The organism is Saccharopolyspora rosea, assembly GCF_025643595.1.
Lineage (GTDB): Bacteria > Actinomycetota > Actinomycetes > Mycobacteriales > Pseudonocardiaceae > Saccharopolyspora > Saccharopolyspora rosea.
Genome location: NZ_CP102826.1, coordinates 5,685,185 through 5,706,642 on the forward strand (window position 1 = coordinate 5,685,185; position 21,458 = coordinate 5,706,642).

Here is a 21,458-nt window from a genome sequence, read left to right on the forward strand (position 1 = left end):
GGCCTGATGGCCCGGCGCGGCTGGCGGGAACTGGACGAGTCCGACGTGCGGGTGCGCCCCGGCCGCCGCGGCAGCCGGCCGCGCAGCAAGCGGCGGCCCAAGCACGAGGACGCGGTGGCGGCGATGGTGGTCGCCGTCGACCGCGGCCGCTGGACCTGCGCGATCGACGACGACCCGGAGCGGCTGGTCGTCGCGATGCGGGCGCGGGAGCTGGGGCGCACACCCGTGGTGGTCGGCGACCGCGTCGGCCTGGTCGGCGACACCTCCGGCCAGCCCGACACGCTGGCGCGCATCGTCCGCGTCACCGACCGCACCAGCGTGCTGCGGCGCACCGCCGACGACACCGACCCCTACGAGCGGGTGGTGGTCGCCAACGCCGAACAGCTGGTCATCGTGACCGCGCTGGCCGATCCGCCGCCGCGCCCCGGCTTCATCGACCGCTGCCTGGTCGCCGCGTACGCAGGCGGGCTCAACCCGGTGCTGTGCCTGACCAAGTCCGATCTCGCCGACCCCGGCGAGTGGATCGACGTGTACTCCTCGCTGGACATGCCGATCACCGTCACCCGCCTGGACACCGAGCCGGACGAGTTGCGCGACCTGCTCTCCGGGCGCGTGTCGGCGCTGGTCGGGCACTCCGGCGTCGGCAAGTCCACGCTGGTCAACCGGCTCGTGCCGGCGGCGACCCGGGCGACCGGCGAGGTCAGCGGGGTGGGCAAAGGACGCCACACGTCGACGTCCGCAGTCGCCCTGCCCCTGCCGGAGGGGGGTTGGGTGGTCGACACCCCGGGCATCAGGTCGTTCGGGCTCGCGCACGTCACCGCCGACGACGTGATCGCCGCGTTCGAGGGCTTCGCCGAGGCGGCCGAGGAGTGCCCGCCGAACTGCGGACACCTCGGCGGCGCCGACGACCCGGACTGCCACCTCGACACCTACGCCGCCGACGGCGGCAGCACCGACCAGCTCTGTTCGCTGCGCCGCCTGCTGCGGTCCCGCGCAGGGCTGGACGAGTGATCCGCGGTCGCGCCCTCCTGTGACGTCGGGAGATCGTTGCTAGCGTGGGCGCCGAGCCCGCCCGGCAGACAGATGCCACCGACGGCGAGGAGCCCCCCGATGCCACCAGCCCGCCTGTGGACCGCCGCGGCCGGTCTGGCGCTGACCGCCGCGCTCGGCGCCTGCGGCACCGCACCGCCACCTCCACCGGCCGCCGGAGCGGCCGCAGCGGTACCGGACCGGCGCCCGGACGCCACCGCCCTGCTGACCGGTCTGGTCCGCAAGCTCAACGAGCAGGGCAGCGTGCACAGCACCGTCCGCGGGCAACTGGGCATCGTCGGGGAGCTGACCGGCGAGAGCACCGTGCAGTACCGCGGTCCGCAGGTGGACCTGTCGCTGACCGGGAACACCCGTAGCGGGAGCCAGCCACCGCAGCACGTCGATCTGTCCATCGTGGACGGTGTGGGGTACCTGCGGACTCCGCTGATCCGCCCCGAACCGGACAAGCCGTGGCTGCGGATCTCCTCGGACGGCCAGGACTTCGCCGCCAAGCTGCTCAGCCCCGCCCTCGACCAGCTGCACGAGGCCGTCGACCCGCACGCCACCTTCGCCGGTGTCGAGTCCGCGACCCGCATCGCCGACCGCGCCCCCGACACCGTCGACGGGCGTCCCGCCACCCGGTACGAGCTGCGGATCATCACTGCCCAGGCCGCCAGGACCGCACCCGATCCGCAGCAGCGCCAGCGGTTCCGCAAGGCCGCCGAGTCCGGCGAGCCCGAACTCGGCTACCAGCTGTGGCTCGACGACCACGGGCTGCCGGTGAAGTTCACCGCGGCCCAGCGGGTGGCGCAGGCCGGCGACGTGTCGCTGACCTCCACCTACCGCGACTGGGGCACTCGCGCCGACATCAGCACACCGCCCGCCGACGAGATCGGCGTGTTCCACGACCTCCCGGCCCAGGCGCAGCCCCCGCCGCGCTGACCACATTTCCGGCAAAGACGCCACACCGGTGCTGACGCGCTGCTAGGTTCCGCGGCACTGACGAATCCGCAGTGAACGGAAAAAGCGTGCGTCGCACGGCAATCGCACTGTCCGCTGCCGCACTCGCCGCAGCGCTGGGGGCCTGTTCGCAAGGCGGATCCAATCGCGGCTTCACATGAGTTCCAGCAGGAAGGGCACCTCCTGCGGCGCGTACCAGGCCAGTTCGTGGTCCTCGGCCTCCCCGAGGGTGAACTCCGCATCCGGATCGCCGAGGTCCGCCTCGTCGATCACCTCGGCCGCCGCGCGCACCGCGTCCTCGGCCTCGGCCGCGTCCACGTGCACCGCGGCCAGGTTCTTCCACTCCAGCGGTCCGGAAATCTTCACCACCGCGTGGTCCAGGTCCGGGCGCAGCGTCACGTCCGCCACGTCCGCCGAGACCACCACTCGGCGCAGCTCCGCCTTCTCGTCCCCGCTCAGGTCGCCCGCGATGAGGCGCAGCGACGCCCGCGCCGCCTCGCGCATCGCCGCGTACTCCAGTTCTTCCGTGTCTCCGCTGACGTACGCCTCGCGCAGCGCGGGGGTCAGCGCGAACCCGGTACCGCCCAGCGGCTGCAGCTGCCTGTCCTCCACGAGCTGCCGCAGCATCCGCACCGTGGCGGGCACGTAAACCCTCATGTGTCGACCGTCCCGATCATCTCGTCCACTGCTTCCCCGATCATCGCCGCCAACACGTCCACATCGGGCATCGCGTCCCGGTCCGCGTTGAGACCGAAGTAGACGCCACCGTCGTAGGAGGTCACCCCGATCGACAACGCCTGGTTCTTGGCCAGCGGAACCACCGGGAACATCTCCACCATCCTCGCGCCCGCCGCGTACAGCGGCACCTGCGGCCCGGGAACGTTGGTCACCAGCACGTTGAACAGCCGGTCGGAGAACGTGTTGGCCACTCGCGCGCCGAGGGCGTGCAGCGTCGGCGGCGCGAACCCGGACAGCTTCACCAGCGCGTCCGCGGCCACCGGCTGACCGGACTCGGAATGCGCCCGCATGGCATGGCTGACCTGGTGCAGCCGGACCGTCGGGTTTGCCTCCCCGACCGGCAGGTCCACCAGGAACGCCGACACGCGGTTGCCGACCGAACCGACCGGCAGGCTCGCCGTGTCCCGGTACGCCTCCCCCGCCTCGGAGTCCCCGGGCCGCACCGACACCGGCACCATCGCGCGCAGCGTCGTGGACGGCGACACCACCTCGCCCCGGGACAGCAGCCAGTTGCGCAGTGCACCGGTGAGCACCGCGAGCACCACGTCGTTGACGGTGGTGCCGTGCTCGCGCCGGACCGCGCGGAGGTCGTCGAGCCTGGCACTGGCCGTCGCGAAGCGGCGCTGGTTGGACGTCGGCGCGTTCAGCGGTCCGCTCGGCGCCGGCACCAGGGCGGTGCGCAGCGCCGACGCGACCCCACCGAGGGCGCGGGTCATCTTGTGCAGCGTGGCGGTGGCGTCGGCCATCGCCGCCCGCGCGTTCTCCACGATCTCGCCGGGGCGCTGCACCGCGTCGGCCGCCGCCTCCAACAGGAGTCCCGACGCGCTCGGTTCCGGGCGGGGCATCCACAGGTCGTCCTGGTCAGGACCCGCGGATCGGGCCTCCACGTCCAGGATGACCTGGCCGATGTCGATCGCCGCGATGCCGTCGACCATCGCCTGGTGGGTCTTGGTGATCACCGCGACCCGGTTCTTCGACAGGCCCTCGACGAGGTAGACCTCCCACAGCGGTCGGGTGTGGTCGAGTTTGCGCGACATCAGCCGCGCGGCGAGCTCGTGCAGCTGCGCGTCCGAACCCGGCTTCGGCAGCGCGGACCGCCGGACGTGGTAGGTGATGTCGAAGTCCTGGTCGTCGACCCACACCGGGCGGGCCAACCGACCGGGCACCTGCCGCACCCGCTGCCGGTATCGCGGCACGAGCGCCAACCGCCGGTCGATCAACGCCAACACCTTGTCGTAGTCGAACCCGCTCCGCGGCCGCCGGAACACCGCGACCCCGCCGACGTGCATCGGCGTCGTGTGGTCCTCCAGGTACAGGAAGGAGGCGTCGATGGCGGAAAGACGATCGGGCATGTCGCGATCCTGGCACATGACGGGCCTTCCTCGATGCCTCGCGCGCAGCGCATGTGACACTGGAAAGCGTGACCGCCGAAGTCTCCCCCAAAGATCGGTTCGTGACCGTCTACGGCCGCAAACCCGTGCTCGAAGCGCTGGCCGATTTCGACCTCCGGGTCGACAAGGTCGTCATCGCCGAGGGGCTCGGCGGAGCGGTGATCGAGGAGATCAAGGAAGCGGCAGCCGACCGCGCCGTGCGCGTGCAGCGCGCGAGCGCCCACCGGGTCAAGGTGTTGGCCGGCAACGGCCGCCACGACCAGGGCGTCGTCGCCGACGTGGTGGCGCGCAAGATGCGGCCGCTGGACGATGCGTTGGCGGACCCGGCGCACGCACCGCGCAACATCCTGCTCCTGGACGGTCTCACGACCCCCGCGAACGTCGGGATGGTCCTGCGCACCGCCACGGCCGCCGGCATCGACGGCATCGTCGTCCCGCACCGGGGCGTCGCCGGAATCGACCCGCTGGTCATCAAGGCATCAGCAGGTGTCGCCTTCCACGCCCCGGTCCTGCGCACCCGAACTGCAGGGGACGCAGCGGAAATGCTGACCGAAGCCGGATATCCGCTGTACGCCCTGGACGCCGCGGCCCCGGAGAGCATCTTCGACGCCGATTTCGGCTCCCGCGCGGTGTTCGTGCTCGGCAGCGAAACGGCCGGGCTTTCCGAGGACGTGCGGCTGCGCATCGCGCAGTCCCTGTCGATCCCGATGCGGGGCGGGGTGGAGTCGTTGAACGTGGCCAGCGCCGCCTCGGTGCTCTGCTACGAACTCCTCCGCCGCACACTCACCTGACCAACAAAAAAAGGGGGTGGGCACTCCGGCCCACCCCCGCAACTCCACCACGAGCAAGGAAAACAGCATAAAAAAGTGGGTGGGGTGGGTGTGACCGTATGGTCACACCCACCCCACCCATTCTCTGTTTAGTGTTGGCGGTGTCTTACTCTCCCACACCCTACCGAGTGCAGTACCATCAGCGCTGGGGAACTTAGCTACCGGGTTCGGAATGGGACCGGGCGTACCCTCCCCGCTCAAACCACCAACAACCCACACCCCCACCCACACACCGGGTGGGGAAAACCATGGTGACTATTCAACTATCAACAACAACCCCTGGGTTGTTGTCCCAGAATCGTATAGTGGGCACGTAGCGTCTTCGTGGACAAGTCCTCGGCCTATCAGCACCAGTCAGCTCCACACATTACTGCGCTTCCACATCTGGCCTGTCAACCCAGTCATCTACTGGGAGCCTTAACCCACAAAAAAGGGGTGGGAGACCTCATCTCGGAACAGGCTTCCCGCTTAGATGCTTTCAGCGGTTATCCCTCCCGAACATAGCCAACCAGCCACGCACCTGGCGGTACGACTGGCACACCAGAGGTTCGTCCGTCCCGGTCCTCTCGTACTAGGGACAGCCTTCCACAAGTCTCCTACGCGCGCGGCGGATAGGGACCGAACTGTCTCACGACGTTCTAAACCCAGCTCGCGTGCCGCTTTAATGGGCGAACAGCCCAACCCTTGGGACCAACTCCAGCCCCAGGATGCGACGAGCCGACATCGAGGTGCCAAACCATGCCGTCGATATGGACTCTTGGGCAAGATCAGCCTGTTATCCCCGGGGTACCTTTTATCCGTTGAGCGACACCGCTTCCACCAGCCAGTGCCGGATCACTAGTCCCTGCTTTCGCACCTGCTCGACCCGTCAGTCTCACAGTCAAGCTCCCTTATACACTTACACTCACCACCTGATTGCCAACCAGGCTGAGGGAACCTTTGGGCGCCTCCGTTACCCTTTAGGAGGCAACCGCCCCAGTTAAACTACCCACCAGGCACTGTCCCCAATCCGGATCACGGACCCAGGTTAGATGCCCAGAACGACCAGAGTGGTATTTCACCAACGACTCCACGACCACTAGCGTGACCGCTTCCCAGTCTCCCACCTATCCTACACAAGCCGAACCAAACACCAATACCAAGCTATAGTAAAGGTCCCGGGGTCTTTCCGTCCTGCCGCGCGAAACGAGCATCTTTACTCGTACTGCAATTTCACCGGGCCTGTGGTCGAGACAGCGGAGAAGTCGTTACGCCATTCGTGCAGGTCGGAACTTACCCGACAAGGAATTTCGCTACCTTAGGATGGTTATAGTTACCACCGCCGTTTACTGGCGCTTAAATTCTCCGCTACACCCCAAAAAAGGGGTTCACGGGTCCTCTTAACGTTCCAGCACCGGGCAGGCGTCAGTCCGTATACCTCGCCTTACAGCTTCGCACGGACCTGTGTTTTTAGTAAACAGTCGCTTCTCCCTGGCCTCTGCGACCACCACCAGCTCCCACCGCACGGGCGTTCACCAGCAGTGGCCCCCTTCTCCCAAGTTACGGGGGCAATTTGCCGAATTCCTTAACCACAGTTCACCCGACCGCCTCGGTATTCTCTACCTGACCACCTGTGTCGGTTTCGGGTACGGGCCGTGCACACACTCGCTAGAGGCTTTTCTCGGCAGCATGGGATCACTCACTTCACCACCACGGCTACGCATCACCCCTCACCCACAACGGCATGCGGATTTCCCTACACACCGGGCTACAGGCTTACACCAGTACAACCACTCACTGGCAGAGCTACCCTCCTGCGTCACCCCATCACTTGACTACTACCCCATCAGGTCCCATGCACCCACCAGAACAGTCCGAAAACCACTCCAGCAAGCGGATGGTTAGTCTCAAAGGATTCACCATGGACGCATGCACACGGGTACGGGAATATCAACCCGTTCTCCATCGACTACGCCTGTCGGCCTCGCCTTAGGCCCCGACTCACCCTGGGCGGACGAACCTTCCCCAGGAACCCTTGGTCATCCGGCGGCAGAGATTCTCACTCTGCACTCGCTACTCATGCCTGCATTCTCACTCCCACACACTCCACACCACGGTCACCCGGATGCTTCACCGCATGCAGGACGCTCCCCTACCCAACAAACCACACGGGCTCATTGACATGGCTTCGGCGGTACGCTTCAGCCCCGCTACATTGTCGGCGCAGGACCACTTGACCAGTGAGCTATTACGCACTCTTTCAAGGATGGCTGCTTCTAAGCCAACCTCCTGGTTGTCTCAGCAATCCCACATCCTTTCCCACTAAGCGCACACTTAGGGGCCTTAGCCGATGTTCTGGGCTGTTTCCCTCTCGACGACGAAGCTTCTCCCCCGCCGTCTCACTGCCACGCTCAACTCAGATGTATTCGAAGTTTGGCTGATCTCAGTAACCCGCGAAGGCCCATCAACCAACCAGCGCCCTACCCCACCCAAGCACCACGCGACGCTGCACCTAAATGCATTTCGGGGAGAACCAGCTATCACGGAGTTTGATTGGCCTTTCACCCCTACCCACAACTCATCCCCCAGGTTTTCAACCCTGGTGGGTTCGGGCCTCCACACGGTCTTACCCGCGCTTCACCCTGGCCATGGGTAGATCACCCCGCTTCGGGTCTGCACCACGCGACTCAACGCCCTCTTCAGACTCGCTTTCGCTCCGACTACCCCACACCGGGTTAACCTCGCCACGCAGCAGCAACTCGCAGGCTCATTCTTCAAAAGGCACGCCATCACCCAAAGGCTCTGACGGATTGCAGGCACACGGTTTCAGGAACTCTTTCACTCCCCTCCCGGGGTACTTTTCACCATTCCCTCACGGTACTATCCACTATCGGTCACCAGGAAGTATTTAGGCTTAGCGAGTGGTCCCGCCAGATTCACAACGCCCTCCACGGAAACGCTGCTACTCGGGACAACCACCACACCCAGCATGCAGGCTTTCACCTACGGGACTCTCACCCACTCCGGCCAGGCATCCCAACCTGTTCGACTAACCCACACACCCAAGCTGAGAGAGTGACAGCTCTCCCCAGTGGCATCCCACAACCCCGCACACGCAACCCCTGCCAGGTATCACACGCGCACGGTTTAGCCTCCTCCGCTTTCGCTCGCCACTACTCACGGAATCACCAGTGTTTTCTCTTCCTACGGGTACTAAGATGTTTCACTTCCCCGCGTTCCCCCCAACACCCTATACATTCAGATGCTGGTAACCCGACATCACTCGGGCTGGGTTACCCCATTCGGACACCCTCGGATCACAGCTCGGTTGACAACTCCCCGAGGATTATCGCAGCCTCCCACGTCCTTCATCGGCCCCTGGTGCCCAGGCATCCACCATGTGCCCTACATAACTTGGCCACAAAGATGCTCGCACCCACTATACAATTCTCAAACAACAACCCAAGACAACACACCCACACCACGCAGGCCTGTTCCCTCAGACACCCAACAGCGGACCATTTCACCCACCCCACCCAGGAGGCAGACAGACCAGTGTGTTCCACAAACCATCAAGCAACCCACAACACACGAACACACGCCGTGTCAGCTGCGGACACTCCAACCACCCCACCCACAACCACACAGGCCACAGGCACGATGGCGGGCAACGTTGCTCCTTAGAAAGGAGGTGATCCAGCCGCACCTTCCGGTACGGCTACCTTGTTACGACTTCGTCCCAATCGCCAGTCCCACCTTCGACCACTCCCCCCGGAAACCGGTTGGGCCATGGGCTTCGGGTGTTACCGACTTTCATGACGTGACGGGCGGTGTGTACAAGGCCCGGGAACGTATTCACCGCAGCACTGCTGATCTGCGATTACTAGCGACTCCGACTTCACGGGGTCGAGTTGCAGACCCCGATCCGAACTGAGACCGGCTTTAAGGGATTCGCTCCACCTCACGGTATCGCCACCCTCTGTACCAGCCATTGTAGCATGTGTGAAGCCCTGGACATAAGGGGCATGATGACTTGACGTCATCCCCACCTTCCTCCGAGTTGACCCCGGCAGTCCCCCACGAGTCCCCGACCGAATCGCTGGCAACATGGGGCAAGGGTTGCGCTCGTTGCGGGACTTAACCCAACATCTCACGACACGAGCTGACGACAGCCATGCACCACCTGTACACCAACCACAAGGGAAACTATGTCTCCATAGCAATCTGGTGCATGTCAAACCCAGGTAAGGTTCTTCGCGTTGCATCGAATTAATCCACATGCTCCGCCGCTTGTGCGGGCCCCCGTCAATTCCTTTGAGTTTTAGCCTTGCGGCCGTACTCCCCAGGCGGGGCGCTTAATGCGTTAGCTACGGCACGGACACCGTGGAACCAGTCCCCACACCTAGCGCCCAACGTTTACGGCGTGGACTACCAGGGTATCTAATCCTGTTCGCTCCCCACGCTTTCGCTCCTCAGCGTCAGTATCGGCCCAGAGACCCGCCTTCGCCACCGGTGTTCCTCCTGATATCTGCGCATTTCACCGCTACACCAGGAATCCAGTCTCCCCTACCGAACTCAAGTCTGCCCGTATCGACCGCAAGCCCACAGTTAAGCTGCAGGTTTTCACGGCCGACGCGACAAACCGCCTACGAGCTCTTTACGCCCAATAAATCCGGACAACGCTCGCACCCTACGTATTACCGCGGCTGCTGGCACGTAGTTAGCCGGTGCTTCTTCTACACCTACCGTCACCCGAAGGCTTCGTCGATGTCGAAAGAGGTTTACAACCCGAAGGCCGTCATCCCCCACGCGGCGTTGCTGCGTCAGGCTTTCGCCCATTGCGCAAGATTCCCCACTGCTGCCTCCCGTAGGAGTCTGGGCCGTGTCTCAGTCCCAGTGTGGCCGGTCACCCTCTCAGGCCGGCTACCCGTCGTCGCCTTGGTAGGCCATCACCCCACCAACAAGCTGATAGGCCGCGGGCTCAACCTACACCGCCGGAACTTTCCACACACAGACCATGCGGCCATGCGTCCTATCCGGTATTAGACCCCGTTTCCAAGGCTTATCCCAGAGTGCAGGGCAGATTACCCACGTGTTACTCACCCGTTCGCCACTCATCCACCCACCGAAGCGGGCTTCAGCGTTCGACTTGCATGTGTTAAGCACGCCGCCAGCGTTCGTCCTGAGCCAGGATCAAACTCTCCAACAATGCATCGGAAACAATCCCAGCAAAAACACCCTCAACCCCACACACGAGGGAGAGTGCTCCTACTCAAAGAAACCCCACCACACACCACAATACACAACACCACAGTGCATGGCCAAGGGCACTAATCAAACACTAGCCATCAAAACAATCCGCTGTTGAGTTCTCAAAGAACACACCCACACCACAACCAACCCACCAACAGGCCAGCCCTGGGGAGCAATTCTCACCGCTTCGTTCTCGGTATCTCCAACCTTAGACCATCCCGATTTCGACTGTCAAACCGGGGGGTCCGCAAACCCGAACCACACACCAGCCCCACACCGAAACCAACGGCCCTCAGTTATCAACACCCAAAACAACCGCATTATCAAACTACCAGAACCAGCGAAACCCGAACCAACCCGGGGCCCACAACCCCACACGGCCAGCCACCAACAATTTCACCGATTCCAAAACCGGAGCGCCCACTCTACCACCCACAGGCAGGAGCTTGGTTCGCCACCCCGCATCAACCGCCCGACCCGATTCCCCGGCCCGTGCCGCGCTGACAAGAAATAATCTACACGCCCCGGAAAACCCTCACGAAACCACCCCCCACCAAAAGACAAAACACCAGGTCAGAGCGGTAATTCGAGGTCGAAGAGGACTTCGAGCTCGTACCGCGTCGCCGCGACGTCGCGGTGGTGGATGCCGACCATGCCGGTGGCGACCGCGCCGTCGACGTTCGTGCGGAGGTCGTCGACGAACACGCAGCGGCTCGGGTCGACCCCCAGCCGGTCGGCGGCGAGGCGGTAGATGGCCGGGTCCGGTTTGGCGATGCCCAAGTCGCCGGAGAGCAGGACCGCGTCGAACGCGTCGGACGCCGCCTCGGCGACGGAGTCGGCGTTGGAGACCAGGGCCGTTCGGATTCCACGGGCGCGCAGCCACCGGGCGGCTGCCAGGACCGGCGGCTCGGCGCCGTCCCCGTTTCCCGGGTCGTCGAGCACTCCCCCGTGGTCCAGCACCAGGGCTTCGAGGTCCATGCGGTGCACGGTAGCTCACACGATCAGGGGTTTCCGGGCGCGAAGTGTCCGCAGCGCGGCGTTCCGCTCCTCTTGTACAGCGGGAGACCCAGTCAGGAGGTGCCGATGACAACAGCCACCCCCCTCACGGGCGCGGAAGCGCCCACGCCCGCGGAACGGAGCGCCACCGCGCTGGCCGCACGCGTCGGTGAGCAGCTGCTGGACGTGCTGGCCGGGCGCAGACCGCTGAGCCAGGTCCGCGACCGGGTGTCCGGGCCGGTCGCCTTCCGGCTCGCGGGAACCCGGCTCCACGCAGCACGGAGCCCGGGCTACCGGCTGCGCTCCGTCCACGCCTGCCTCACCGCCGAGTCGACGGTGGAAGCCTGCCTGGTCGTCGGATCGCCCTGCCGGGCCCGGGCTCTGGTGCTGCGGTTGGAACGGGACGGCACGAGGTGGGTGTGCACCCTGCTGTCCCTGGTGTGATCAGCGCTTCTTGTGCTTCTTCGCCTCCGCGCGGGCGGCCGCCCGCCGCTCGCGACGGGTGGTGCTGCCCGCCGCGTCGCCGCCTGCGGCCTCGCGGGTGGTCTGCACCTCGCCCGTCTCGGTCGGACCGGAGTAGCTCAGTCCCTGCGGCCGGGCCCCGTCCAGCCCCTTGCCGCGCAGCGCGGACGGGACGTCACCGTCGCCGCCCGCCGGGGTGCCCGAGAGCTGGCTCAGCGCCGGTCCGGCGGAGGCCGGCTTGGCGCGCTTCGCCCGCGGCTGGGGCTGTTGCGGCGTCTGCGGCACGTCCGGCGTCCCGTTGCCGGGCTGGCTGACCGACACCGGCACCGACGGCTCCTCGGCAGCGGGTTCCGGTTCGGCCGCCTCGACCTGGACGTTGAACAGGAAGCCGACGGACTCCTCCTTGAGGGCGTCGAGCATCGCCTGGAACATGTCGAAGCCCTCCCGCCGGTACTCGACCAGCGGGTCGCGCTGCGCCATGGCGCGCAGGCCGATGCCCTCCTTGAGGTAGTCCATCTCGTAGAGGTGCTCGCGCCACTTGCGGTCCAGGACGCTGAGGACCACCCGGCGCTCCAGCTCGCGCATGGCACCCGCGCCGACCTTGGCGTCGACCTCGGCCTCGCGGCGGTCGTAGGCGGCCCGGGCGTCCTCCAGGACGACCTCCAGCAGGCGTTCCTTGGACAGGTCCTCCTCGTCCTCGACCAGCTGCTCCCAGTCCAGCGACACGGGGTAGAGGGTCTTCAGCGCGGTCCAGAGCTTCTCGAAGTCCCAGTCCTCGGCGTAGCCCTCCGAGGTCTCCGCGTTGACGTACGCCGTGACGACGTCGGTGAGCATGTGCATGACCTGCTCGCGCAGGTCCTCGCCCTCCAGCACGCGGCGCCGCTCGGTGTAGATCACCGAACGCTGCTGGTTCATGACCTCGTCGTACTTGAGGACGTTCTTGCGGATCTCCATGTTCTGCTGCTCGACCTGGGTCTGAGCGCTGCGGATGGCCCGGGTGACCATCTTGTGCTCGATCGGCACGTCGTCGGGCACCTTGAGCCGGGTCATCACGGTCTCGACCATGGTCGCGTTGAACCGCCGCATCAGCTCGTCGCCCAGCGACAGGTAGAACCGGGACTCGCCGGGGTCGCCCTGACGTCCGGAACGACCGCGCAGCTGGTTGTCGATGCGGCGGGACTCGTGGCGCTCGGTGCCGAGCACGTAGAGCCCGCCGACCTCGCGGACCTCGTCGGCTTCGGCCTCGGCCTGCACCTTGATCTTCTCGACCACCGCGGGCCACTCGGCCTCGTACTGCTCGCGGTTCTCCACCGGGTCCAGGCCGCGCCTGCGCAGCTCCGCGTCGGCGAGGTGGTCGACGTTGCCGCCGAGCACGATGTCGGTACCGCGGCCGGCCATGTTGGTGGCGACGGTGACCGCACCCTTGCGGCCGGCCTCGGCGATGATCGCGGCCTCGCGCTGGTGGTTCTTGGCGTTGAGGACGCTGTGCGGGACGCCCTTCTTGGTGAGCAGCTTCGCCAGGTACTCGGAGCGCTCGACGCTGGTGGTGCCGACCAGGACCGGCTGGCCCTTGCGGTAGCGCTCCTCGATGTCCTCGGCGACCGCCTCGAACTTGGCGGGCTCGGACTTGTAGACCAGGTCCGGCTGGTCCACGCGGGCCATCGGCTCGTTGGTCGGGATCGGCACCACGCCGAGCTTGTAGGTGCCCTGGAACTCCGCGGCCTCCGTCTCGGCGGTACCGGTCATGCCGGAGAGCTTGTCGTAGAGCCGGAAGTAGTTCTGCAGCGTGATCGTGGCCAGCGTCTGGTTCTCGGCCTTGATCTCGACGCCTTCCTTGGCCTCGATGGCCTGGTGCATGCCCTCGTTGTAGCGGCGGCCCGCCAGGATGCGACCGGTGAACTCGTCGACGATGAGCACTTCGCCGTCGCGGACGATGTAGTCCTTGTCGCGCTTGTAGAGCTCCTTGGCCTTCAGCGCGTTGTTGAGGAAGCCGACCAGCGGGGTGTTGGCCGCCTCGTAGAGGTTGTCGATGCCGAGCTGGTCCTCGATGATCGCGACGCCCTCTTCGGTGACACCGACGGTCCGCTTGCGCTCGTCGACCTCGTAGTGCGCGTCGCGCTTGAGCATCGGTGCGAGCCGCGCGAACTCCTGGTACCAGCGGGACGACTGGTCGGCCGGGCCGGAGATGATCAGCGGGGTGCGGGCCTCGTCGATCAGGATGGAGTCGACCTCGTCGACGACGGCGAAGAAGTGGCCGCGCTGCACGCAGTCGGCCAGGCTCCAGGCCATGTTGTCGCGCAGGTAGTCGAAGCCGAACTCGTTGTTCGTGCCGTAGGTGATGTCGGCGGCGTAGGAGGCGCGCCGCTGCTCCGGCGTCATGTCGGCGAGGATCGCGCCGACCTCCAGGCCGAGGAAGCGGTGCACGCGGCCCATCCACTCGGCGTCGCGCTTGGCCAGGTAGTCGTTGACCGTGACGACGTGCACGCCCTTGCCGGCGATCGCGTTGAGGTAGGCGGGCAGCACGCAGGTGAGGGTCTTGCCCTCACCGGTCTTCATCTCGGCGATCTGGCCGAGGTGCAGCGCGGCGCCGCCCATGAGCTGGACGTCGAAGTGGCGCTGGCCGAGGGTGCGCCGGGCGCCCTCGCGGGCGACCGCGAACGCTTCGGGCAGGAGCTCGTCCAACGACTCGCCGTCGGCGTGGCGGCGCTTGAACTCGTCGGTCTTGCCCCGCAGCTCGGCGTCGGACAGCCCGACGACGTCGTCTTCGAGCTCGTTGATGTGGGCTGCGATCGCGCGCAGCCGCTTGAGCATCTTGCCCTCGCCGGCGCGGAGCAGTCGGGACAGGACCATCCGGTCGACCTCACTAGCTGATCGTGACGCGTCCGTCACGGACGCTTTCTGGCCATCGTATTAGAGCTGGCAGCGCGCCCCCGCCGTCCGGGTGGGGCGGCGCCGCGGGACCCGCACGCAGCTGTCCCCCGCGAACCACGGTACGCGGGGGACAGCCGTCGGGGTCGGTATTGGCGCAGACTCGCCCTGGTCAGTGCGTGTCGGCGAGTCTGATCACGCCGTAGTCGAACCCCTTGCGCCGGTAGACGACGCTGGGCTTGCCGCTGTCGGCGTCGGAGAAGAGGTAGAAGTCGTGTCCGACCAGCTCCATCTCGTAGAGGGCCTGGTCGACCGTCATCGGTTGGGCCGAGTGCTCCTTCTCCCGGACGACGCGGCCCGGTTCGTAGCCGTCGTCGGTGGCCCAGCGCTGTTCGGGCACCTCTGCGGTGTATTCGGAGGTCGGCGCTTCGAGCAGGGCGGTTCTCCCCTCGGCGGCGCTGGCGGTCGCCACCGGCCGGTGGGCCATGGCGGCCGTTGCCTCGGCCACGGAAATCGGGTTGCGCTGGCCGTAGTGGACCTTCTTGCGGTCGTGCATGCGGCGGAGGCGGTTCTCCAGCTTGGCCGCGGCAGCGTCCAGGGCGGCGTAGAAGTCGCCGGCGCTGGCCTCGGCCCGCACCGGGGCGCCCTTGCACTTGAGGGTGATCTCGACCCGCTGGCAGTTCTTCGCCTGACGCGGGTTGCGTTCGTGGAACAACTCCACGTCCGCACGGATGGCCTTCCGGTTGTACCGCTCAAGCCGGGTCAGTTTGGCGTTGACGTGCTCCCGGTAGTGATCGGGCACCTCGACGTTGCGACCCTTGACGACGATGTCCATTCACGACCTCCGTTCCTTGCGTGCTCCGTAGGTGCACGGCGGCGCCGGATCAGAGGTCTCAGCTCACTCCGGCGCCTGGGACATGGGGATTCCGCTCCTTCCCGCCGCCTGGGGTTGGCTGAATGAGTGGCACGTTAGCTCTCTTTACCGATTTGTGACACCCCCCGAGTCGGGCGAAGTCAAGCAGCCACTGAGAGTGATTGGCGCACCCGATCGAAGCAGGCTCCACGCACGTGCGCCCTGTGATCGCGCACCGCCCTCCGGGCGGCTGCTCACCCGGTCGGGGGCCTGTCGTCGTCGCGCTCCGACAGGTCCCGGAAGGAGAGCTCCGCGCCTGCTCATGCCCGGGGAACGAGTGGCGGAGCCACTGAGTTCCCGCGTCCGTTCAGGTGGTTCCCGCGGTACCCGTTCGTCCTAACCCGCCGTCGCGGTCAGGCTCAGCACCGCCGCTACGCCGATTCCCACATCGGCCAGCACCCGCGCGCACACCGCCGCCGTCGCGCCGGAGGTGATCACGTCGTCGAGCAGCAGGACGGGCGGATCCGTCGGCGGCAGGTCCGCGGGCCGAGCCCGGACCCGACCGCTGAGGTTTCCCATCCGCTCCGCGGGGGCCAGCTCCGCCGAGTCGACCGCGCCGGACTCGGTCACCAGGCAGTCCGCCACCCGCGCCGACCAGCCCGCCCCCGCCAGCCGACCGGCCGCGCGGTGCGCGACCCGGGTCATGTGGGCACCGCCCCGGCGCCGCGCGGCGATCCGGCGCGAGGGCGCGGGCACCAGGCAGCAGGCGCGCTCCATCCCGATCTCCCCGGCGAGGGCGACCACGGCGGTGGCGAGGTGGTGGCCGAACGGTTCCGCGAGATGTCGTTGCCCGGCCTCCTTGTACGCGAGCACCGCGCGCCGGGCGGCTCCCCGGTAACGGCCGAGCGCGTACATCGGCGGCCCGCCGGCCGACAGCGGTCGGTGCACCCGGCGCAGCCCGCCGAGCTCACGCGCGCAGCCGGAGCACCACTGCGTCCCGGGCGCGCCGCACCCCGCGCACTGCAACGGGAAGAGCAGGTCGACGAGTCCGGAAACGGCTTCGTTGAGCCAGGAAATCCGCATCTGGGGATGATGCGCCGTCGACGAGGCCCGACATGCGCACGCGCGTCGGATGCGCCGGATCAGCCCGGGTAGAAGGGAATCGACCCGCCACCGATCGGGACCTGCAGCAGGGACCACACGTCATCGGGGTCCTTGGACTCCCACAGCCCGCTGCGGTCCGCGACGATCACCCGCCCGCCCGGGGCGACCGTGACCGCCTTCACCGGCTGCCCCAGGTTCGCCGAGGTGTAGCGGGTCCACTGGAAACCGTCGACCGAGACGTCGAAGACGGGCGCGGAGTTGCTGTCGGTGATGGCGACCAGCGAGTCGTTCTTGCGCCACTCCACGCCGGTGATCCGCACGTCCTGCGGCGGCTGCAGCTCCATCGGGCGTTCCAGCGCGACCTTGCCGTCGTGGTCGGACACCCCGGCGACCACGATCCGGCCGTCGATCACCCCGGCCGCCCGGGTGCCGTCGTGCGACAGGCGGAGGTCCTGGATCGGTCGGCCTCCCGTGAACTGCGACGCGTCGACCCTGCCGGTCACCCAGTTCCCGCCGATGTCCAGCGCGCGCACCACGTCGTGGCCGTCGACGACGGTCCACACCTCCGACTTGCCCCGCCAGGTCGGTTTGCTCATGTAGCTGCCCATCACCGGCAGCTCCGGCAGGTGCTCGCCGTAGTGGCCGACCCGCAGCTGCACCCCGCCCGGCCGCCGGGTGACCGCGGCCAGCTGGGCGCCGTCCGGGGACTCCCCCGCCTGCACCACGTCGTACTCGCCGGACCCGGCGGGGCCGGGCACCGGCTGCGCCTTCGGGTCCAGGAACACCAGGCGTTCGTCGACGACGGCGAGACCGGGCAGGTCCGGGCGCGGCACCCCCTGGGTCTCGTAGGCGGCGACGTCGGTCGGCCGCAGGTCCCGTTCGTCCTGCAGCATCGGCATGCCTTCGACCTTCAACCGGACGCGCGCGCTGCTGACGCTCTGCAGCGAGAACACCACCTGCGCCGCGATGAGCTGCCGCGTTTCGCGGGACACGTCACCGAGATCGCTGAGGTTGACCTCCAACGCGCCGTCCGCGGCCTCGCTGGTGTTGGTCTTGGGGTGGACCCCCTCCGGGATCGCCGTGCCCATCGCCGACCGGAAGTTCTCCGACGGGCCCATGGTCAGCAGGTCCATGACGCGGCGGGGCAGGGTGCTGGCCGGCTGCGACACCACGTACCGCAGGTCCGGCACGACCCCGTGCGAGTCGTGGTCCAGGAAGTAGATCGGCACCGGCCGGTAGCTGCCGGTGAACGACGCGCGGCTGGCCACCAGCTCCGGCGGCGGGCCCGCGATGCGCCACTGGCCGTCCGGCCGCCGCTCCACCCGGACCTGCACCTGGTACTCGCCGGTCTCGGGCGCGAACGACTGGTCGGCGCGCAGCCTGCCGATCTTGTCCGCCTGCAGGCTCACCACCTGCACGCCGGGCGACGACGTGGGCTGGGGCACCGGGATGGTGTCCACGTTGTCCACGATCAGCAGTCCGGCGGGCGGGCTCCAGTCGCGTTGCGCGCCCGAGGTCAGGTGCAGTCGGGCGGCCTCGTGGTTGCTCTCCGGTGCGGCGGCCGAGTCGACGAAGCTGCGGACCAGCGCCAACGGGTCCAGACCGCTCGGCGGCGGGTTGATCGGCGCCGTCGAGTTGCCCTCGTCGACCCACTTCACGGCCTTGGGGTCCGAGCTCTCCGGGATCGACGCGCAGGCCGACACCCCGAGCAGGACCAGCACCAACAACGCAAGCGACCGGGTGTGCCGCAGGATCATTCGTCGTCCTCCCGGCTCTCGGACAGCCGCGCGGGGCCTTCGTCGCGGATTCCGGATTCGGTGACGTCGGCATCGCGGGGCGGGTCGACGCGGGCCGCCAGCAACGCTCCGGGGGCCGCGATGCGGCGGGGGTCGGGCAGCGGCAGCGGGTTGGTGTCGAACGGCTCGCCCGGGCGGCGCGGCAGGGTGAGCCGGAAGCACGACCCCTCGCCGGGTTCGCCCCAGGCGTCCAGCACACCGCCGTGCAGGCGGGCGTCCTCCGAGCTGATCGACAGCCCCAGGCCGGTGCCGCCGGTGCGGCGGTTGCGGGACGGGTCGGCGCGCCAGAAGCGGGTGAACACCAGCTCGGCCTCGCCCGGCCGCAACCCGACCCCGTAGTCCCGCACGGTCACCGCCACGGCCTGCGCGTTCGCGCCGAAGCGGATCTCCACCGGCCCGCCCTCGGCGTGGTCGATGGCGTTGGCCACCAGGTTGCGCACGATGCGTTCGACCCGGCGGGCGTCGGCGAGGATCGTGGTGTCCGCGGACTCGTGGTCCTCGGGTTCCGGCATGTCCATGCGCAACTCGACGCCGCTGGTGTCGGCGATGGCGCGCAGCGACTCGGCCGCCCGGCGCACGATCTCGGGCAGGTCCAGGGGTTCGGCGGCGAGTTCGGCGACGCCGGCGTCCAGCCGGGAGATCTCCAGCAGGTCGGCCAGCAGCGACTCGAACCGGTCCAGCTCGTCCACCAGCAGCTCCGTCGAGCGGGACAGGCCGGGTGGGAACTCCTCGCGGGAGGCGTGCAGCACGTCGGCGGCCATCCGCACGGTGGTCAGCGGGGTGCGCAGTTCGTGCGAGACGTCCGAAGTGAACCTGCGCTGCAACTGGCCGAACTCCTCCAGCTGCTTGATCTGGTGCTTGAGGCTGTCGGCCATCTCGTTGAACGACTCGGCCAGCCGCGCCACGTCGTCCTCGCCGATCACGCGCATGCGCTTGTCGAGGTCGCCCTCGGCGAGCTGCACGGCGACCTGCGCGGCCTGCCGCACCGGGCGCACCACCTGACGGGTCACCAGGTTCGTGATCGCCCCCAGCAGCACCAGGAGGACGGCCCCGCCGACCAGCAGCGTGCTCTGCACCACGGCGAGCGTGTTCTGCTCGGCGGTCAGCGGGAACAGCAGGTAGACCTGCAGCGGTCGGGTGGCGGTGCCCACCGGCGTGCCGACCGCGAGCATGGTCACCACCTCGTGTCCACGTGGGACGGTGGTGATCTGGGTGGCCAGCTGGCCGCGCTCGACGTAGCGGCGCAGGTCCTGCGGCACGTCCTCGATCGGTCCCGCGGACGGTTGCAGGCGCCGGTCTCCGGGGGCGTGTCCGTCGACCAGCACCGGGTCGAAGGCCCCTGCCACGGTTTCGGTGGTGGACTGGCCGGAAGCCGAGGTGGTCAGCCGGTTCAGCGCGACTTCCAGCTGCTCGGACACCCCGTCGGAGTTGGGGTCGACCGCGGTCAGCTCCCGCTCCAGGATCGGCAGGCTGTACTCGGCCTGCGCGATGGCGGCGTTCTCCTTCGCGGCCAGCAGCTGCGAGGTGATCTGCGTCTGCAACACCATGCCCAGCACGAACACCACGGCCAGCGACAGCGCGAGAGTGCTGACGACGACGCGCAGCTGCATCGAGCGCCGCCACATCGTCTCGAACCGGTGCCAGCGGTCGCGGATCTCCTCGCGGACACGCGCGAGCGAACGCCGCACCACGCTGCCTCGTCGTGTCCACATGTTCACGGCGATCGTTCCCCGGGCTGCTGTGCGGTCACCGACCGAGCGCTCGACCGGCCCGCCGAACGAACGGCGCCTGTCCGCGAACAGGCGCCACCACGTCCTGGTGGTATCACGGCGGGCCGGCCTTGTAACCGACACCGCGAACCGTCAACACCACCTCGGGCCGCTCCGGGTCGCGCTCGACCTTCGAGCGCAGCCGCTGGACGTGCACGTTGACCAGGCGGGTGTCCGCCGCGTGCCGGTAGCCCCACACCTGCTCCAGCAGGACCTCGCGGGTGAACACCTGGCGGGGCTTGCGGGCCAGCGCCACCAAGAGGTCGAACTCCAGCGGGGTCAACGCGATGGGCTGGCCGTCGCGGGTCACCTCGTGGCCGGGCACGTCGATGGTGATGTCGCCGATGGTGAGCACCTCCGCCGGTTCGGCGTCGGTGCGGCGCAAGCGGGCACGCAGTCGCGCGACGAGTTCCTTGGGTTTGAAGGGCTTGACCACGTAGTCGTCCGCACCGGACTCCAGTCCGAGCACGACGTCGACGGTGTCGCTCTTGGCGGTCAGCATCACGATCGGCACGACGGACTCGGTGCGGATGGCCTTGCAGACGTCGATGCCGTTCATGCCGGGCAGCATCAGGTCGAGCAGGACCAGATCCGGCTTGAGTTCCCGCAGGGCAGGCAGCGCCTTCGTGCCATCGCTGACGACGGCGGTCTCGAACCCCTCGCCGCGGAGCACGATGGTCAGCATTTCGGCCAGGGCCGGATCGTCGTCCACCACGAGCACGCGTGCCTTCATGCCCAACATGGTTGCACTACTCATCCGGATGCCGAACACGCACCCGGAGATCATCGTCGCAGGTCGCTCCCCCGACTCCGACGCGAACCACTGGGTACCGCCGAACGGAGTAGTCGAATTGTGGTCGACGCTGCGCCAGCACCACCAGCTGCGCGCGGTGGCCAGCCCGGCGTGCGAGCAGAATCCGAGTTGGCGGCGGAAGGAGAAACGGGCCATGGCCGAGCAGCACGACTACGCGGTGACCGTGACGTGGACCGGCAACACCGGCAGCGGAACCGCCGACTACACCTCGTACAGCCGTGATCACACCGTGGAAGTGCCGGGCAAACCCGTGTTGCACGGGTCGGCGGACCCGGCATTCCGCGGAGACGCGCACCGGATGAATCCCGAAGACCTCCTGGTCGCTTCCCTGTCGCAGTGCCACATGCTGTGGTACCTCGGCCTGTGCGCGGCGAGCGGAGTCGTGGTCACCGAATACCGCGACGTGGCGCGCGGCGCGATGACCGAGGAACGCGACGGTGCTGGGCGTTTCACCGAAGTGGTGCTACGACCGGAGATCACCGTGGCCGACGAGTCGATGCGGTCCAGGGCGATCTCGCTGCACCGGCAGGCCCACCGCAAGTGCTTCATCGCGAACTCGGTCAACTTTCCGGTTCGGCACGAACCGGCCGTCCGCGTCGCCGGTTGAGGTCTGCGC

Annotated in this window: 14 protein-coding genes and 3 rRNA genes; 5 read left to right on the top strand and 12 right to left on the bottom strand. The window is 67.5% G+C overall.

The features are described from left to right. Positions 1-6 precede the first annotated feature (6 nt). Positions 7-1,011 (top strand): ribosome small subunit-dependent GTPase A, encoded by a 1,005-nt coding sequence (rsgA, locus tag NV263_RS26370; RefSeq protein WP_263249342.1) that lies wholly within the window; start codon positions 7-9, stop codon positions 1,009-1,011. Between the two features lie 99 nt (positions 1,012-1,110). Further along, a complete protein-coding gene (locus NV263_RS26375; RefSeq protein ID WP_263249343.1) occupies positions 1,111-1,971 on the top strand; it encodes a hypothetical protein in 861 nt (286 codons plus the stop codon). A gap of 171 nt (positions 1,972-2,142) precedes the next feature. Here NV263_RS26375 and NV263_RS26380 read toward each other — a convergent pair whose 3' ends face one another. Next, positions 2,143-2,646: a DUF6912 family protein gene (locus tag NV263_RS26380; RefSeq protein ID WP_263249344.1), complete on the bottom strand. Its 504-nt coding sequence runs from the start codon at positions 2,644-2,646 to the stop codon at positions 2,143-2,145. Continuing rightward, positions 2,643-4,079 carry a WS/DGAT/MGAT family O-acyltransferase gene (locus NV263_RS26385; RefSeq protein ID WP_263249346.1) on the bottom strand — a complete coding sequence of 479 codons (1,437 nt, stop codon included), beginning with the start codon at positions 4,077-4,079 and terminating at the stop codon, positions 2,643-2,645. The genes NV263_RS26380 and NV263_RS26385 overlap by 4 nt, the downstream gene beginning before the upstream one ends. 68 nt (positions 4,080-4,147) lie before the next feature. Here NV263_RS26385 and NV263_RS26390 point away from each other — a divergent pair, with 68 nt between their 5' ends. Then, positions 4,148-4,909 carry a TrmH family RNA methyltransferase gene (locus NV263_RS26390; RefSeq protein ID WP_263249348.1) on the top strand — a complete coding sequence of 254 codons (762 nt, stop codon included), beginning with the start codon at positions 4,148-4,150 and terminating at the stop codon, positions 4,907-4,909. Between the two features lie 132 nt (positions 4,910-5,041). Here NV263_RS26390 and rrf read toward each other — a convergent pair. From rrf to NV263_RS26410, 4 genes are all read right to left on the bottom strand, one after another. Further along, positions 5,042-5,158 (bottom strand): 5S ribosomal RNA (rrf, locus tag NV263_RS26395). 114 nt (positions 5,159-5,272) lie between these two features. Beyond that, a 23S ribosomal RNA gene (locus tag NV263_RS26400) occupies positions 5,273-8,347 on the bottom strand. A 264-nt stretch (positions 8,348-8,611) separates the two neighbouring features. After that, positions 8,612-10,136, bottom strand: a 16S ribosomal RNA gene (locus NV263_RS26405). Together the 16S, 23S and 5S rRNA genes form the textbook arrangement of a ribosomal RNA operon. Positions 10,137-10,753: 617 nt before the next feature. Next, complete coding sequence (locus NV263_RS26410) at positions 10,754-11,158, bottom strand: HAD-IA family hydrolase (protein ID WP_263249349.1); 405 nt, start codon at positions 11,156-11,158, stop codon at positions 10,754-10,756. Between the two features lie 105 nt (positions 11,159-11,263). Here NV263_RS26410 and NV263_RS26415 point away from each other — a divergent pair, with 105 nt between their 5' ends. After that, positions 11,264-11,620 carry an Rv3235 family protein gene (locus NV263_RS26415; protein WP_263249350.1) on the top strand — a complete coding sequence of 119 codons (357 nt, stop codon included), beginning with the start codon at positions 11,264-11,266 and terminating at the stop codon, positions 11,618-11,620. Here the strand turns inward: NV263_RS26415 and secA are convergent, their stop codons facing one another. The 6 genes from secA to mtrA form a co-directional block, all read right to left on the bottom strand. Further along, complete coding sequence (gene secA, locus NV263_RS26420) at positions 11,621-14,488, bottom strand: preprotein translocase subunit SecA (protein WP_263249352.1); 2,868 nt, start codon at positions 14,486-14,488, stop codon at positions 11,621-11,623. 190 nt (positions 14,489-14,678) lie between these two features. Then, a complete protein-coding gene (hpf, locus tag NV263_RS26425) occupies positions 14,679-15,341 on the bottom strand; it encodes a ribosome hibernation-promoting factor, HPF/YfiA family (RefSeq protein WP_263249354.1) in 663 nt (220 codons plus the stop codon). Positions 15,342-15,755: 414 nt separating this feature from the next. Next, on the bottom strand, positions 15,756-16,442 hold the full coding sequence (locus NV263_RS26430; protein ID WP_263249355.1) for a ComF family protein: 687 nt from the start codon (positions 16,440-16,442) through the stop codon (positions 15,756-15,758). Positions 16,443-16,501: 59 nt separating this feature from the next. Next, complete coding sequence (locus tag NV263_RS26435) at positions 16,502-18,220, bottom strand: LpqB family beta-propeller domain-containing protein (protein WP_263249356.1); 1,719 nt, start codon at positions 18,218-18,220, stop codon at positions 16,502-16,504. Then, on the bottom strand, positions 18,217-19,971 hold the full coding sequence (gene mtrB, locus NV263_RS26440) for an MtrAB system histidine kinase MtrB (RefSeq protein WP_263249358.1): 1,755 nt from the start codon (positions 19,969-19,971) through the stop codon (positions 18,217-18,219). The genes NV263_RS26435 and mtrB overlap by 4 nt, the downstream gene beginning before the upstream one ends. A gap of 112 nt (positions 19,972-20,083) precedes the next feature. Further along, positions 20,084-20,761 (bottom strand): MtrAB system response regulator MtrA, encoded by a 678-nt coding sequence (gene mtrA / locus NV263_RS26445; protein WP_317630371.1) that lies wholly within the window; start codon positions 20,759-20,761, stop codon positions 20,084-20,086. Positions 20,762-20,975: 214 nt separating this feature from the next. Between mtrA and NV263_RS26450 the strand changes: the two genes are divergently transcribed. Then, positions 20,976-21,449, top strand: coding sequence for an OsmC family protein (locus NV263_RS26450; protein WP_263254376.1), 474 nt, complete (start codon positions 20,976-20,978; stop codon positions 21,447-21,449). Positions 21,450-21,458: the final 9 nt, after the last annotated feature.